Here is a 13,836-nt window from a genome sequence, read left to right as displayed (position 1 = left end):
CCACCGATGACCATCCCGTTCGTGCCGGTGCCCCGCAGGCGCTCTCGACGTGCCCGTCGCACGCCCGTCGCCTGGCTGTTCCTCGCACCGTTCACCCTTGTGTTCCTGCTCTACACGGCCATCCCCACCGTCGCCGCGCTCGGCTTCAGCCTCACCGACCTGCGGGGCTCGGACCTGCGCCATCCGTTCGCCGTCGACTTCGTCGGCCTGGACAACTTCCTGCGGCTGCTGAAGGACGCCAGTTTCCTGCGCGACATCCTGAACACCGCCCTCTTCGTGGCCGTCGGAGTGCCCCTGACCATGGGGACCGGCTTCCTGCTGGCCCTCGCGCTGAACTCCGGCATCCGACGGCTGCGCGGCACCTTCCGCACCCTCTTCTTCGCACCGGTCGTCACCAACATCGTCGCGGTCGCCCTGATCTGGCAGTACGCCTTCCATGCCGACGGCACCGTGAACAAGGTGCTCGGCGCCGCCGGCCTCGCCGGACCGAACTGGCTGGACGACCCGAACCTGGCCATGCCCGTGGTCATCCTGCTCGGCGTCTGGCGGAACTTCGGCCTCGCGATGGTGCTGTTCCTCGCCGGTCTCCAGGCGATTCCGGACGACGTCCACGAGGCCGCCTCCCTCGACGGGGCAGGACCGTGGCGGCGGTTGAGGCACATCACCCTGCCGATGTTGCTGCCGACCACCCTGATGGTGTCGGTGCTGCTGACCGTCTTCTACCTCCAGGTCTTCGACGAGCCGTACCTGCTCACCGACGGCGGCCCGCTGGGCTCCACCGAGTCGGTGGCACTGTTCACCTACCACCAGTTCGGGGCCGGTGAGTTCGCCATGTCCTCGGCCGCGTCGCTGGTGATGCTCGCGCTCGTGGCCCTGGTGAGTCTTGTCCAGTTCCGACTGCTGAGGCCCCGCGCATGACCATCGTCGCCGCGTTGCAGAACGCCGCAACCACCACCGACCGGACCGCTCCGCGCCCCAGGTCCGTCGCCCGCCCACTGCTGTACGGCGCTTTGGTGCTGTGCGCCCTGCTCACCATGCTGCCGTTCGTCTGGGTCGTCAGCGGCTCGCTGCGCAGCCTCGACGAGATCCGCTCCGATCCCGGCGCGTGGCTCCCGCACGACCTCACCCTGGACAACTTCGTACGGCTGTTCAGCACCCAGGGCTTCGGCCGGTTCATGGTGAACAGCATCGTGGTCGCGGTCATCGTGGTGGCCGGCAACATCGTCGCGGCCTCGGCCGCCGGCTACGCGCTCGCCAAGCTCGACTTCGCGGGGAAGCGGATCGCCTTCGGCGCGGTCATGGCGGCGATGATGGTGCCGTTCACGGCGGTGTTCGTCACCCAGTTCGTGATCACCGTCGACCTGGGGCTGGCCGACACGCTCACCGGGATCGCCCTGCCCGGCGTGGCGATGCCGCTGTCCGTCTTCATCATGCGGCAGTACGCGGCGTCGATCCCGGACGAACTGCTGGAGGCGGCCCGCATCGACGGCGCGGGAGAGTTCCGGATCTTCTTCCGGGTCTTTCTTCCCCTGGCAGGCCCGGCCGTGGCGACCATCGCGATCATGTCGTTCCTCACCTCGTGGAACAACTTCATCTGGCCGCTCATCGTGGCGCAGAGCACGTCCAGTTACACCCTGCCGGTGGGCCTGGCGGCCAACAGCCAGGCTGCCGCGCACGTGAAGGACTACGGCCTGATGCTCGCCGGGGCCATCGTCGTGATGATGCCGGTGCTGCTGCTCTTCCTGTTCCTACAGCGGTACTTCGTGCAGGGGATCTCCGGAACGGGAATGCGGTGAGCGTCGTGAACACGATCGAGACGGTCACCGTGGCCGCCCCCGCAGGCACGGTCATCGGCCGTCAGTCCGGCCGGGTGCGGCGCTTCTTGGGCATTCCCTACGCCGAAGCACCCACCGGTGCGCGGCGGTCCGCGGCGCCGGTGCCACGCGGCCGTTTCACCCGGCCGTACGATGCGACCCGCCACGGTCCCACCGCGCAGCGCGTGCCGCTGTCCGCCACGACCACCGTGCCGGAACCATCGGTGCCGGGGGACGACGTGCTCAACGTCGGCGTCGTCGCCCCCGCGGCGGATGACGAAAGGGCGCCCTTCCCGGTGCTGGTGTGGATCCACGGCGGCGGGTTCCTCGCGGGCAGTGCCGCCAGCCCGTGGTACGACGGCCGTGCCTTCGCCCGCGACGGCGTCGTCTGCGTCACCGTCGGGTACCGGCTCGGGGTCGACGGTTTCGCCCCGCTGGACGGCGTACCGACCAACCTCGGGCTGCGCGACCTGCTGCTCGCCGTCGAGTGGGTCCGCGGCAACATCGCGGCGTTCGGCGGAGATCCGGCCGACGTCACCGTCGCCGGGCAGTCGGCCGGGGGAGCGGCTGTGCTCGCGCTGCTCTCCTCGCCGGTGGCGGACGGGTGCTTCCGGCGGGCGGTCAGCCTGTCCGGCGGGTTCTTCGAAGCGGACGCGGCACAGGACTTCCTCGTACGCCTGGGACAGCGGCTGGGCGTGCCGCCCACACGGGCCGGGTTCACCGGCTGCGGTGTGGAGGAGCTCCAGCGGGGCGTCCTCGATCTGCGGGGCGCCGACACCCTCGTACTCGGCCCGGTCATCGGTGACGACGTGCTGCCGGTGCCGGTCGCGGACGGACTGGCCGTGCGCGGCCACGACGTGCCCCTGCTGCTCGGCGCGACGGGCGACGAGTTCGACAGCCCCCGGGACGAGGCCGGGCGCGCGGCCGGGACCCGCCTGACCGACACCCTGTTCCGGGCCGCCTGCCCGCGTGCCGCTGCCGCCCGGCGGGACGCCGTCGCCGGGACCTGGCTGTACTCCTTCGAATGGGTCTCGCCCGCGCTCGGCGGCGCGGCGCACTGCATCGACATCCCGTACTTCTTCGACGTACTGGACGCACCCGGCGTCACCGAGGCGCCAGTGCCGTGGCAGGCGACGTTCGCCCCGTCGCGACGCCCGGCACGCCCTCTCGCCGCACCGGCCGAAAGCCCAAGTACATCCAGTACGAGGGCTTGCGGCCGGCACGCCGAGAGCACGCACCGGACGCCGCTCCTTGACGGGCAAACGTTGCCTGCCGCGGCACTAGGTCCGCACCCGCCCGCGGAACTGGCCACGGTGATGCACGCCGACCTGGTGGACTTCGTCCGCGGCCGGACGCCGGCCTGGGGGAGGGCCGGCGGGCGGGCCGGTGATCCGGCGCGCGAGTACGGCGGTCCAGGCACGGCCCCCGCGGCTCCCGCGGTCGACACCACGGGCGTGTTCGATCCCGTGGTCCGGGCGGGGGAGGCGTGCTGATGGCAGGGATGAACCAGAGCGCGGTCCGACGGGTCAACACCTCGGTCATCCTGCGCATCCTGGCGGTGTCGGCCGGTCCGACGACCCTGACGGCACTGTCCGAGCAGGCCGGCCTCTCGCGCCGCACCATCGAACTCATCCTGGACTCGCTCGTCGAGGCCGGCTGGGTGGCGGAGCTGGACCGGGTGCCGATCAGCGGCTCCGCCGGACGCCCCGCCCGACGGTACGACCTGCGCGCCGAGCACGCGTTGTTGGCGGCCGTGTCCATCACCACCTCGGACGCCTCCGCGGTCGTCGCCGACGTACGCGGCCGCGTCCTCGGCCGGGCGCGGGGCCCGCTGCGCGCCTACCAGGACCCGCGGACCACGCTCGACGACGCGGCGGCCCTGGTCCTCGACGCCCTCGACGACGCGGGCGGGTCGGTGGACCGGCTGCGGGCCGGGGCGGTCGCGGGCGGTGGCGCGATCGACGACGAGGGAGTCGTGCGGCGTCTGGTGCACACGACGCGCTGGGAAGGCGTGCACCTGCCCGACGAACTCACGCGGCGCATCCCGATGCCGTGGTTCGCGGACAACGACACCAACCTCGGCGCGCTCGCGGAACACTGGCGGGGCGTGGCCGACGGCCACGAGAACGTCGTGTGGGCGATCCTCGGCAACCGCACCGGTCTCGGCATCCTCATCCGCGGAGCGGTCCACCGGGGTCTGGACGGCGCCGCGGGCGAGATCGTCGAGGCGGTGTCGATGCCGACCGGCTCGGTCGAGAACCACCCGGTGGCCTTGCTGACCTCGCCGGAACCGGCTCAGCGGAGTATCGCTCTGGCCCGTTTCGACGCCGCCCGCGCGGGCGACGCGACCGCGCTCGCGGAGGTCGACGAGTTCGTGGAGAACATCGCCTCGATCCTCACCACCCTGTCCTGGACGCTCGCACCGTCGCTCATCGTGCTCGGCGGCGGTCTCGAGGAGGCCGCCGATGTGCTGCTGCCCCGTGTAGGCCAGGCGCTGCGCAGCGCCCGTACCCCCGCGATCGAACTGCGCGCCACCGGCCTCGGCCGGGACGCGGCGCTCATCGGCGCCGTGAAGCTGGCCCTCGACCGTATGGACACGGAGCTGTTCGGACCGCCCGCCCCGCGCGCGTGATCGCCCCCCCACCGCACACCTCACCAGCCGCGGCCCACAACACGGAGTCTCACTGTGACCGAAACCCCCCGCACCGACGTCCTCATCGTGGGCAGCGGCATCATGGGAGCCGTCGTCGCCCGACAGCTGCGCGCCGCGGATCCGGCACTGCGCATCACGATGGTGGACGGCGGCTCGGCGATCGGTGAAGCACCCGGACTGCATCTGCACGACCTCGACGACCCGGTCCTGTGGGCGCGTTACAACGAGCGGGTCGCCACCGGCATCCAGGGCATGTACACGGGCGCCCAGGTGGTGCGCGAGGTCGCCGACAGCCTCACCGGCCTGCCGCCCGGCATGTTCCACGCCCTGGCCTTCGGCGAGGACGCCGAGGCGATGCCCGCGACGGCGCTCGCCTGGAACGCGGGCGGCATGGGCGTGCACTGGACCGCCGCGACACCGTGGCCCGCCGGGCACGAGGTGTTCGACTTCGGTGACCCGGCCCGCTGGGCCGCGGACCTGGACACCGCACGCCAGGTGCTCGGTGTCACGCCGGCCGCCATCGGTCCGACCGAGGTCGGCCGCAGGGTGCTCGACGTGCTACGCCGCCGCTTCGAGGGTGTGGGGCCGGAGGACCGGCGGCCACAGCCGATGCCGATGGCCGTCACCGCGACGACAGCGGGCCCCATGCCCCGCAGCGCCCCCGGGACGATCTTCCCGGCGATCGCCACGGGGGGTGGTCCGGCCTTCTCTCTGCTGACGGGCACGCTCGCGACCTCACTCGTCGTCTCGGGCGACCGCGTCGTCGGCGCCCGGCTGCGCCGCGTCGCCGACGACACCGAAGGGCAGCTGTTCGCGGACACGGTCGTGGTGTGCGCGGACGCGCTGCGTACGCCGCAGTTGCTGTTCGCCTCGGGGATACGCCCGCACGCCCTGGGCCGTCACCTCAACGAGCACGCCTTCGTCACCGCCCGGGTGCTCCTGGACCTCGACCGGTACGGCATCGGCCTCGACGAGCTGCCTCTGCCGCGCCCCGGCGAGTTCAGCACGGATTCGCTCTGGCTGCCGCAGAACGGAGCGGCACAGCCGTTCCATGGCCAGATCATGAACCGCACCTACGTCGACGCGGACGGCCGCCCCCTCGCCCACTCCGTGGGCCTGTCCCTGTACGTCCCTGTCGAGGCACGGCCCGAGAACCGGCTCGTGTTCTCCGAGACCGAGACCGACCTCGCCGGAATGCCGAGGATCACCGTCGAGTTCGGCTACTCCGACACCGACCGCGCGCTGATCGCACGGGCCCTCGACGACATCCGCTCGCTGGCCGAGGAGTTCGGGCCGCTCGACCCCGCCACCGAGCGTGCCCTGCTCCCACCGGGATCGTCGCTGCACCAGACCGGGACGGTCCGGGCCGGCCTCACCGACGACGGCGGCAGCGTGTGCGACCCGGACGGCAGGGTGTGGGGTTACGAGAACCTCTACCTCGCCGGAAACGGTGTGATCCCCACCGCGATGGCGGCCAACGTCACCCTCACCGGCGCGGTGACCGCTGTCCGCGCCACCCGTGCCGTGACCGCCCGTGCCACCGCGCTCGCCGCGCACTGAGAGGAACCCCACCGTGATCGACCTCGCGAAGCAGTACCACGTGGCCCTGCCGGAGTGGATCGACGACGAACTCGCCGACGTACCCGCCGTGCTCGTGGGCCGCGACGACCGTATGCGCCTGGTCCACCGCCTCGCCGACCGCAACTGGCGCGAGGGCAGCGGCGGCCCGTTCGCGGCGCTCGTCGCCGAGCGTGACACCGGCCGGATCGTCTCGGTCGGCGTGAACGTCGTCCTCGCCTCCGGCGTCTCCAGCGCCCACGCGGAGGTGGTCGCCCTCGGCCTGGCCCAGACGGCGACCGCCGGCTGGGACCTGGGTCGTGCCGGGCAGCCGGCACACGAGCTGGTCGTCAACTGGCGCCCGTGCGTCCAGTGTTACGGCGCCACGATGTGGTCCGGGGTACGCGGCCTCGTCGTGGCCGGTGAAGGTCCCGAACTGGAGGAGATCACCACGTTCGACGAGGGGCCGCTCGGCGCGGACTGGGCGGGGCAGTTCGAGGCGCGCGGCATCGAGGTCGTGGGAGACGTGCTGCGCGACGAGGCACTCGCCGTGTTCCGCGGCTACCGGAAGGCGGTCGACTCCGCGGACGGCGTCGTCGTCTACAACGCCCGCGGAGGCACCGCATGACACCGCGCTTCGCGACCGACATCATCACCTTCTACCACCCGGACTTCTGGGGCCTTCCGTCCACGGAGGCGGTACACGACTGGGCCCTTGAGAATCCGGAGCGCTTCTGGACGCGAGTGATGGACGCCCTCGACGAGGCCGGAATCACCGGCATCGAACTGACCTTCGCCCCCGGTGACATCGACTCGGCCCTGCGTGCCTTCGGCAGCGCGCCCGCGCTCCGCCGCGAGCTGGCGGCTCGGGGCCTGTCCGTCGTGAGCGCCTTCATCGCCGACGGCGACACCCCCGACTGGCGGCACGGTGACGACCTCCGGGGCATCGTGGCCGACGCCGAACGGCGCGCGGCCTTCCTCGCCGACGTCGGAGCAGAACTCCTCGTGACCGGACTGCCGATGCGGACGACGTACGGCACTCGCCCGCCGTTCTTCGTCGACGCCGCCTACATGAGCAGGATGGCCGACATCGCCCACGTGGTCGGCGAAGCCGTGTCCCGGCACGGCGTGAAGCTCGCCTTCCATACCGAGTCCAACAGCACCCTCTGGTACGAGCGGGACATCGACCTGTTCATGGCCCTCACGGACCCCCGCTATGTGTGGCTGTGCCCCGACTCCTGCCACATCGCCCTCGGGGGAGGCGACCCGGTGGCCGTCGCGCGCCGCCACCTTCCGCGTATCGGCCTCGCCCACTGGAAGGACGCGGTGGGGCCGATCGACGTGGAACTCACCATCGACGAGACGGTCTTCGCTCATCAACAGCCCTACATGACGACGCTGGGGACCGGCATCGTGGACTGGCCGGCGTGGGCCGACGCGATGTCCCGCACGCCCGGCGCCGGAACCGTCCTCATCGAACTGGACGAGGCTGCCGACCCGGTGGCCGCGCTGCGCGCGGGAAAGGCCCTGGCGAAGGAGTGGATCGGGGCCCAGCCGCGCTGTCCCGGGACGTTGGTGACGGGCGACACGCCTTGAGCCGACGCGGCCGCCGGCCTCCACGGATCCGGCGCAGGCCGGCACCCGCCCGATGCCCGGATCGTCGGCCCCGGCATCAGGCCGGACCAATGCCGTCAGTGCCCCACGGTCCACTCGTGTGCGTCAGTCTGCGTCCGTGGGTCCGGGAAACACCAGGACGCGCTCGCGCCGTATCCACCGCCCGCTTTCCCGTGTCCGCCTCACCCGCACTGCCGAGGAGATGGAAGGGTGAGCACGATCCTGCCCCGCCGGCCCCGCTCCGAGAGACCTCGGAGTTCGGCGGTCTGAGGATGTCGAGAAGGTGCCACCGGCTTCGTGCCAGGGGCATCACCGGCCGCCACCGGCCGCACGCGGAAGAAGGAGAAACCAGCATGGCGATCCAGCGGATGGACAACGTCGGCATCGTCGTCGAGGACATGGACGCCGCCATCGCGTTCTTCGTGGAACTCGGTATGGAGCTGGAGGCCAGGACGGAGGTCGAGGGCCTGGTCGCCGACCAGTGCACCGGACTCGACGGCGTCCGCTGTGACATCGCGATGGTCCGGACCCCGGACGGCCACAGCCGGCTCGAGCTGGCGAAGTACCACAGCCCCGCGGCGATCAGCGCCGGGCCGCGCGACCGGCCGCACAACATCCTGGGCACGCACCGCGTCATGTTCGCCGTCGACGACATCGAGGACGCGATGTATCTGTCCGGCTCTCGAACCGTCCTTTCCGGCCGAGCGCGGCAGTGGTCAGCGCCAGTCGTCGATCACGTAGGCGTCGGGGTGGCTGTAGCCGGGTTCGTTGGGCCTGTGCATGGCGACGCCCTGCAACCAGGTGCGGAAACCGCGGTCGATCATGTGGCGGTAGGCATTCTGGCGGGCCAGGTTCGTTCCGGCGTCCAGTTGTCCCAGGCCGCGCTCGGCGGCCAGCCGCTCGCACGCGTCGAGCAGTCGTTCGAACCGGTCGGCGGCTTCCGGGCCGGGACGCACGGCGCCGAATTTGACGAAGCACACGTCTTCTCCGGCCTCCGACCCGGCTCCGCAGTGGCAGACGGCCAGGCCATCGAGTTCTGAGCCGGCCCCCTGGAGCAGGATGGTGTCACCGAGTCCCTGGGCGTGCGTGGCCACGATCTCGCGTTCCACGCTCAGGCCCTCGAACACGGCCCCGGTCAGGGTGCGACCAAGGCTCAGGGCGTCGAGTCGCTCGGCGGCGGGAAGCTCGCCGTACAGCACTCGGCCGGGGACCGCGGCACTGCCTGTGACCTGCTTCTTCATGATGGCTGTGAGGAATCGGGGCCAGAAACCGTACCGGCGGTAGAGCTCAAGGTGCTTGGGGCTGTGCGAGAAGGTGAACAGGCCCAGGTGTCGGTTCTCCCAGGTCTCGAAGCAGTCCATGACCGGCTCCATGAGGCGCCTGCCGACGCCCTGGTCCCACAGGTCCGGATGTACGGTCAGCGGGCCGAAGTACCCGACGCTGCCCCAGTTGACGGCGAAGTTCGATGCTACGACCTCGCCCTCGACCGTCGCCGCGAAGGCCGCCTGTGGATCGGTCGCCCAGCGGGTGCGGACGTAGTCGGCGGTCCCGAAGAATGTCTTCGGCTCGGGAATCCCGAGGAACGTCCCGAAGGCGACTCTGAAGATCTCGTCGGCCCGATCCAGGTCCGCCTCACTCAGCGGGCGGACCGACACAGGGCCCGTGCCGCTCTTGCGCTCTCCTGCCGGTGGGATCATCGCTCTCTCCTTCCCGACCCCCTGTTTCATCGCACCACGGGCGGGCGCCGCAAGCGAGGCGAAAGGTCCGCCGATGGCCAGGGACCGGGGCGGTCTGCCTTGCCTGTCCACCGGGAACTGCGGAAGTCGTGGGTACCGAGGCCAGGTCCGGGAAGGCCATTCCCTGCCCAGGCCGGGGAGTCGGTCGACGGGTGCTGTCCGTTCTCGTGAACATCGGCCTCGGCCCCGGGCGGGTGCCTCCCAGCGTGATGAACAAGTGCCGTCGTGATCCGTGCACCAATCCAGGTCCGGCTCTCGCGCGCTGACTGGTCACCGTTCCGGGTGCTGACTCCCGCTGCTGCCGTCCGCCGCGGGTAGGCGATGTCCTCGCCGCCCCGAAGACATCCGCCCCCTCGCCACCCGGATCGAGAGCCAGATCCTCTACCGGCTGCTGCGCAGCTCCCTCGCCCCCCGTCCTGCGCCAGTGGTCGCTGGCAGATTCGGCTACGACCCGGGTGCGCGACGTGGCCCGATGGATCTGCGCGCATGACACCGAGCCGCTCAGTATCGACACGCTCGCAGCCGGGGCGCACAAGAGCCCCGCCGGCCTGCACCGGCACCTCGAAGCGGCCACCGGCCTGAGCCCCCTCAAGAACCAGAAGCACCCGGTCGGTGGGGCCTTGATGGATGACTCAGGTTCCGGTGGCCGGGGTGTCGGGGCCGGTGGCGCGTACATAGGTGACGAAGGCCGCGCCGCTGTCGAGCACGGTGTGGCCGGTGAGCTTCCAGCCGCGTGGATCGAAGGCGGCCTTGTCGGAGAAGAGCGGTATTCCGGTGCCGATGGTCAGTGGTGCCATCTTGAGGATGAGCTGGTCGATCTCGCCGTACAGGGCCCCGGCCAGTTCCGCGCCGCCCAGCAGCCAGATGTCCTTGCCGTCCTCCTGCTTCAGCTGCCGCACCTTGCCCACGGGGTCACCGGCGACCAGCTCGACGGCCGGGTCCGGGCTCTCGGTGAGGGTCCGGGAGAAGACCAGGTGACGTAGGTGGGGGTAGGCATCGGTGAGGCCGGCTTCGAGACCGATTTCGTAGCTGCGCCGTCCTTCCAGGACGGTGTCGAAGTGCGTGCCCTGCGCGGTGACGGACAGCGCCGCCCGGGCGTGGACGGGCAGGGTCTCGGGGTAGTCCGTCACAAGGTGCTGGATGTAGTCATGGGGGATCGGCCAGAAGCCGTCCGGGCCCGAGGGGTCGGCGCCGTCCGGACCCGCGATGAAACCGTCCAGCGTGGTGGCGATGTAGTACACGAGCTTTCGCATGCGGTGTTCTCTCTTCTGGGTCTGCACGATCCGACCGGCGGGGGGCCGGTGCGGGGCCGGGGGATCAGGAGTGGTCGGGTGTGATCCATTCGACGAACTGGACGATGACCCCGTTGGGGTCGGTGACCTGGAACAGTCGTTCCCCCCATGGCTCTTCGCGCAGGGGCATCGTGATGTCGACGCCTTCGGAACGCAGTCGTCTTTCCTCGGCTTCGAGGCCGGTGACGGTGAAGGCGAGGATCAGTCCGTCGGCGTGCCGTTCGCGCTGGTCGGGCGGCAGGACGTCGAGGCCGCGCCGGAGCAGGACGAGGTCGACGGCGGCATCGTCACGGGTGAGGGAGGTGAATCCTTCGGCCGCGGCCTGTTCCCGGTAGCCGAGGTGCTCGGTGAAGAACCTGCGGGAGGCCGTGATGTCTTCGACTGTGAGGGAGACGGTGGAGGCGGTGATCCTCAAGAGGGGTTCCTTTTCCAGGCTGCGGGGCCGGGGCGATGTCGAGGGCCGGGCCGGGTGGGGACGTGCTGACGTCCGGCTTGGCTTCACTGCTTCCCCTCCCGTGATCTTGCGTCGGTAGTAATATTACTTCCATGCGACTGACACTGTAAACATATATTTGCTCTGGAGGTAAGATTCGCCTCATGGAAACGAGGACGAGCACCGCAGCGAGTGCCACCACAGCCGGCGTCACCGCCCCGCTGGGCCTGCGGGAAGCGAAGAAGCAGGAGACGCGACAGCTGATCTCCGACCACGCGACACGGCTCTTCATCGAGCAGGGCTTCGAGAACACCACCATCGCCGAGATCGCGGCGGCCTCCCGCGTCGCGAAGAAGACGGTGACCAACTACTTCGCGCGCAAAGAGGACTTGGCCCTCGACCACCAGGACGAGTTCAGTGCCACGCTGGCGCGTGCTGTGACCTCCCGCCGCCCTGGGGAGTCCGCCCTCGCGGCGCTTCGCCGTGCTTTCGAGGCCGCGGTCGCGGCGCAGGACCCGGTCGCCGGATTCGCCGGCGCGGAGTTCTCCCGCATGATCACCGACAGCCCCACCTTGTCGGCGTGCCTGCGTCACCTGCACGACCAGCGCGAGCAGGCGCTGGCCGAGGCGTTGGCCGAGGCCGTCGGCGCGCAGCCGGACGACATCACCGTACGCACGGTCGCCGCCCTGCTCGGCGCCGCGCACCGCGTCCTGTTCCAACGCATCCAGGACCTGACCCTGGCCGGGCACACCAACGAGGAGATCGCCAAGACCATCGCGAAGGAGGCGGCATGCGCCTTCGACCTTCTCGAACCGGCCATCAATGACTACGCCATCGCCTGAGGGGCTCTTTCGCAATGCTGGGTTGCTGCGGTTGAGGACCTGTCCGGGGCTGCGGGCGGGGCGGCCGGCGGGCCTCCGATCCTGACGGTGTCGGCCACTCTGGCCAGTGCGCGCTGCACGTTCCATCGGGAGTATCCCGTCGGCGCGTCAGGAAGTACGGGCGGCGGTATCAGGCAAGGTGCCGGGTGAAGAATCGCAGCGTGCTGTCTGCCTCGAATGCCGGGACCTCACCGTGCTTGCCGGGGTTGGCGTGCAGCGTCTTCTCGGTCGAGGCGAAGGCGTCGAACAGTGCCAGGCTCTGGGTCCGTGGCACTCGCTCATCGTCCCACTGCACGAGGAACTCCACCGGGACGGTGATCCGCGCGGCGGTCTCGGCTGACACCTCAGCACCGCCCAGGCCCAGCACCGCCGCCCGGACCCGGGACTCGGCGGCAATGAGCGGGACACCGATCACGCAGCCCAGCGACAGACCCCAGTAGCCAACTGGGCCCATGCCGACATGACCGAGCTTCTGGACCGCGTCGAGTACTGTCTGCCATTCCGGCACGATCTGGCGGACAACGAGTGCCTCGAAGTCGGCGATCAGCGGGGCCAGCCCCTCACCGGCGTCAAGCCGGGCCTCGTACTCGGTCGCGATCCGGGTGAACTCCTCGTGTTCCGGCCGGTCACCGTGGCTGGGCGCATCGACCGCCACCACGGCGAAACCGCACTCGGCCACGAAACGGCGCGCACGCTCCACGATGCCAGGGGCTTTCTTGTTCTGACCGCCGCCGTGGCCCATCGCGATCAGGGGGCGGGGCCCGTCGGCACCATCAGGAGTCCATAGCACGCCAGGGATGTCGCCGAGGAGGAAGAGCTCTTCAAGAACGCCGTCGAAGGACGTCTCAGAGGTGAGGCGCATAGCGTTTCGGGCCTTTCGCGATGCCTGCTGCGGGCGCTCTCCAGTGTGATGCGCTCCTCGCGGAGCAGGATGCGCAGTCCCTCGTTGCTGATGCCGTCGACACCCCTCGGCGACCAGGAAGGCGGCCGGCTTGACCGGACTCCATGTCGAGAATGGCAGGTTGTGCTCGCCGGCTTGGACTTGGCGAGCGACCGCAGGGCCCGTCCTGTTCCCTCCCCGTCTGACGGCCCGGACGACGGCGGATCCGCAGAACGATCGCCGGTAGGCTGCGGCGGTGCGCACGGTCGAGCTCCTGTTGGATGAGGCGGCAGAGCTGGTGGTTCGGGATGCCTGGCGGCGGCTCGCGGACGCGGGGCTGCCCAGTCAGGCGCGCCACCGCTCACCGACCAACAGCCCGCACCTCACCCTGGTTGCCTGCCCGGAGTTGACCGCGCCGATTCGCTGGGAGCTCGCCGAGGTGGCCGCGGTCCTGCCGCTGCCGGTGCGGTTCACCGGCCTGGTCCGTTTCGAGCGGCCCACCTCGGTGTTGGCCTGGGCGCTGGACCTCGACCCCGCGTTGGCCGGTCTGCACCGCCGGGTGTGGGAGGCGGTGGCCTCGGACAGCCGAGCCGAGGCCCTCAATCCCCTGCACCAACCCGGGGGCTGGAGCCCGCACATCACCCTGGGCCGGACCCGGCGGGCCGGTGCCTTCGCTGACCGGCGGGTCCCCGAACTGCTGCCGGCGCCGCCGCTGTCGGCCTGGCTCACCACTCTGCGCAGCTACGACACCCAGACCGGCGCCCTGGAGGTGCTGGAGCCCCGCCCCTGAGACGCCGTCGGCACGCGAGCGCTCTCCGGCGCCGGAGTCGAGGTGCGCTGGCCGAAGGAACCGGCCCGCAAGCTGACCGCCCGTGCGGTGGTGGGTCCGCCCGACGACACCCGGGAACCGGAGGGCGCCTACGACAGTTGCCCGCCACGCACCCGGCCGTTCCTACTGGTTCGAATCCCCGGTGGG

At 70.7% G+C, this 13,836-nt stretch carries 13 protein-coding genes and 1 pseudogene; 10 read left to right on the top strand and 4 right to left on the bottom strand.

Annotated features, from left to right (window positions below; translation table 11 throughout):
- The first annotated feature begins 6 nt into the window (after window positions 1-6).
- The 8 genes and pseudogenes from QQS16_RS02560 to QQS16_RS02525 form a co-directional block, all read left to right on the top strand.
- Window positions 7-918 (top strand): carbohydrate ABC transporter permease, encoded by a 912-nt coding sequence (locus tag QQS16_RS02560; RefSeq protein ID WP_286059971.1) that lies wholly within the window; start codon window positions 7-9, stop codon window positions 916-918.
- The gene (locus QQS16_RS02555; protein WP_286059970.1) at window positions 915-1,796 is read left to right on the top strand and encodes a carbohydrate ABC transporter permease; all 882 of its coding nucleotides are present in this window, start codon (window positions 915-917) and stop codon (window positions 1,794-1,796) included. The genes QQS16_RS02560 and QQS16_RS02555 overlap by 4 nt, the downstream gene beginning before the upstream one ends.
- Window positions 1,797-1,801: 5 nt before the next feature.
- Entirely contained in the window at window positions 1,802-3,307 is a 1,506-nt protein-coding gene (locus QQS16_RS02550) for a carboxylesterase family protein (protein ID WP_286059969.1), read from the top strand.
- An 8-nt stretch (window positions 3,308-3,315) separates the two neighbouring features.
- Window positions 3,316-4,446 carry an ROK family transcriptional regulator gene (locus QQS16_RS02545; protein ID WP_286066197.1) on the top strand — a complete coding sequence of 377 codons (1,131 nt, stop codon included), beginning with the start codon at window positions 3,316-3,318 and terminating at the stop codon, window positions 4,444-4,446.
- Window positions 4,447-4,500: 54 nt separating this feature from the next.
- Window positions 4,501-6,027 carry a GMC oxidoreductase gene (locus tag QQS16_RS02540; RefSeq protein WP_286059968.1) on the top strand — a complete coding sequence of 509 codons (1,527 nt, stop codon included), beginning with the start codon at window positions 4,501-4,503 and terminating at the stop codon, window positions 6,025-6,027.
- Window positions 6,028-6,040: 13 nt separating this feature from the next.
- The gene (locus QQS16_RS02535) at window positions 6,041-6,652 is read left to right on the top strand and encodes a nucleoside deaminase (RefSeq protein ID WP_286059967.1); all 612 of its coding nucleotides are present in this window, start codon (window positions 6,041-6,043) and stop codon (window positions 6,650-6,652) included.
- Window positions 6,649-7,620, top strand: a complete 972-nt coding sequence (locus QQS16_RS02530; protein WP_286059966.1) for a sugar phosphate isomerase/epimerase family protein — start codon at window positions 6,649-6,651, stop codon at window positions 7,618-7,620. The genes QQS16_RS02535 and QQS16_RS02530 overlap by 4 nt, the downstream gene beginning before the upstream one ends.
- Window positions 7,621-7,991: 371 nt before the next feature.
- Window positions 7,992-8,306: pseudogene (locus QQS16_RS02525) on the top strand (VOC family protein); the annotation flags it as partial.
- Window positions 8,307-8,354: 48 nt separating this feature from the next.
- On the opposite strand, the gene QQS16_RS02520 reads toward QQS16_RS02525, so the two are convergent.
- From QQS16_RS02520 to QQS16_RS02505, 3 genes are all read right to left on the bottom strand, one after another.
- Complete coding sequence (locus QQS16_RS02520; RefSeq protein WP_286059965.1) at window positions 8,355-9,335, bottom strand: GNAT family N-acetyltransferase; 981 nt, start codon at window positions 9,333-9,335, stop codon at window positions 8,355-8,357.
- A 671-nt stretch (window positions 9,336-10,006) separates the two neighbouring features.
- Window positions 10,007-10,627: a dihydrofolate reductase family protein gene (locus QQS16_RS02510; RefSeq protein WP_286059964.1), complete on the bottom strand. Its 621-nt coding sequence runs from the start codon at window positions 10,625-10,627 to the stop codon at window positions 10,007-10,009.
- A gap of 64 nt (window positions 10,628-10,691) precedes the next feature.
- Window positions 10,692-11,081 (bottom strand): VOC family protein, encoded by a 390-nt coding sequence (locus QQS16_RS02505; protein WP_286059963.1) that lies wholly within the window; start codon window positions 11,079-11,081, stop codon window positions 10,692-10,694.
- Between the two features lie 182 nt (window positions 11,082-11,263).
- Between QQS16_RS02505 and QQS16_RS02500 the strand changes: the two genes are divergently transcribed.
- Entirely contained in the window at window positions 11,264-11,941 is a 678-nt protein-coding gene (locus QQS16_RS02500) for a TetR/AcrR family transcriptional regulator (protein WP_286059962.1), read from the top strand.
- A gap of 169 nt (window positions 11,942-12,110) precedes the next feature.
- On the opposite strand, the gene QQS16_RS02495 is transcribed toward QQS16_RS02500, so the two are convergent.
- Window positions 12,111-12,842 (bottom strand): dienelactone hydrolase family protein, encoded by a 732-nt coding sequence (locus QQS16_RS02495; RefSeq protein WP_286066196.1) that lies wholly within the window; start codon window positions 12,840-12,842, stop codon window positions 12,111-12,113.
- A gap of 274 nt (window positions 12,843-13,116) precedes the next feature.
- Between QQS16_RS02495 and QQS16_RS02490 the strand changes: the two genes are divergently transcribed.
- Complete coding sequence (locus QQS16_RS02490) at window positions 13,117-13,650, top strand: 2'-5' RNA ligase family protein (RefSeq protein ID WP_286059961.1); 534 nt, start codon at window positions 13,117-13,119, stop codon at window positions 13,648-13,650.
- Window positions 13,651-13,836 lie beyond the last annotated feature (186 nt).

This window comes from Streptomyces sp. ALI-76-A (assembly GCF_030287445.1).
Lineage (GTDB): Bacteria > Actinomycetota > Actinomycetes > Streptomycetales > Streptomycetaceae > Streptomyces.
The sequence above is the reverse complement of the archived record's forward strand: the minus strand, read 5'-3'. Positions and strand labels throughout refer to the sequence as shown.

Excerpts from the sequence above, each read along its gene's own strand:
- QQS16_RS02560 (WP_286059971.1), top strand. The coding sequence starts at position 7 with ATGACCATCCCGTTCGTGCCGGTGCCCCGCAGGCGCTCTCGACGTGCC.
- QQS16_RS02555 (WP_286059970.1), top strand. The coding sequence starts at position 915 with ATGACCATCGTCGCCGCGTTGCAGAACGCCGCAACCACCACCGACCGG.
- QQS16_RS02545 (WP_286066197.1), top strand. The coding sequence starts at position 3,316 with ATGAACCAGAGCGCGGTCCGACGGGTCAACACCTCGGTCATCCTGCGC.
- QQS16_RS02530 (WP_286059966.1), top strand. The coding sequence starts at position 6,649 with ATGACACCGCGCTTCGCGACCGACATCATCACCTTCTACCACCCGGAC.
- QQS16_RS02520 (WP_286059965.1), bottom strand. The coding sequence starts at position 9,335 with ATGATCCCACCGGCAGGAGAGCGCAAGAGCGGCACGGGCCCTGTGTCG.
- QQS16_RS02510 (WP_286059964.1), bottom strand. The coding sequence starts at position 10,627 with ATGCGAAAGCTCGTGTACTACATCGCCACCACGCTGGACGGTTTCATC.
- QQS16_RS02500 (WP_286059962.1), top strand. The coding sequence starts at position 11,264 with ATGGAAACGAGGACGAGCACCGCAGCGAGTGCCACCACAGCCGGCGTC.
- QQS16_RS02495 (WP_286066196.1), bottom strand. The coding sequence starts at position 12,842 with ATGCGCCTCACCTCTGAGACGTCCTTCGACGGCGTTCTTGAAGAGCTC.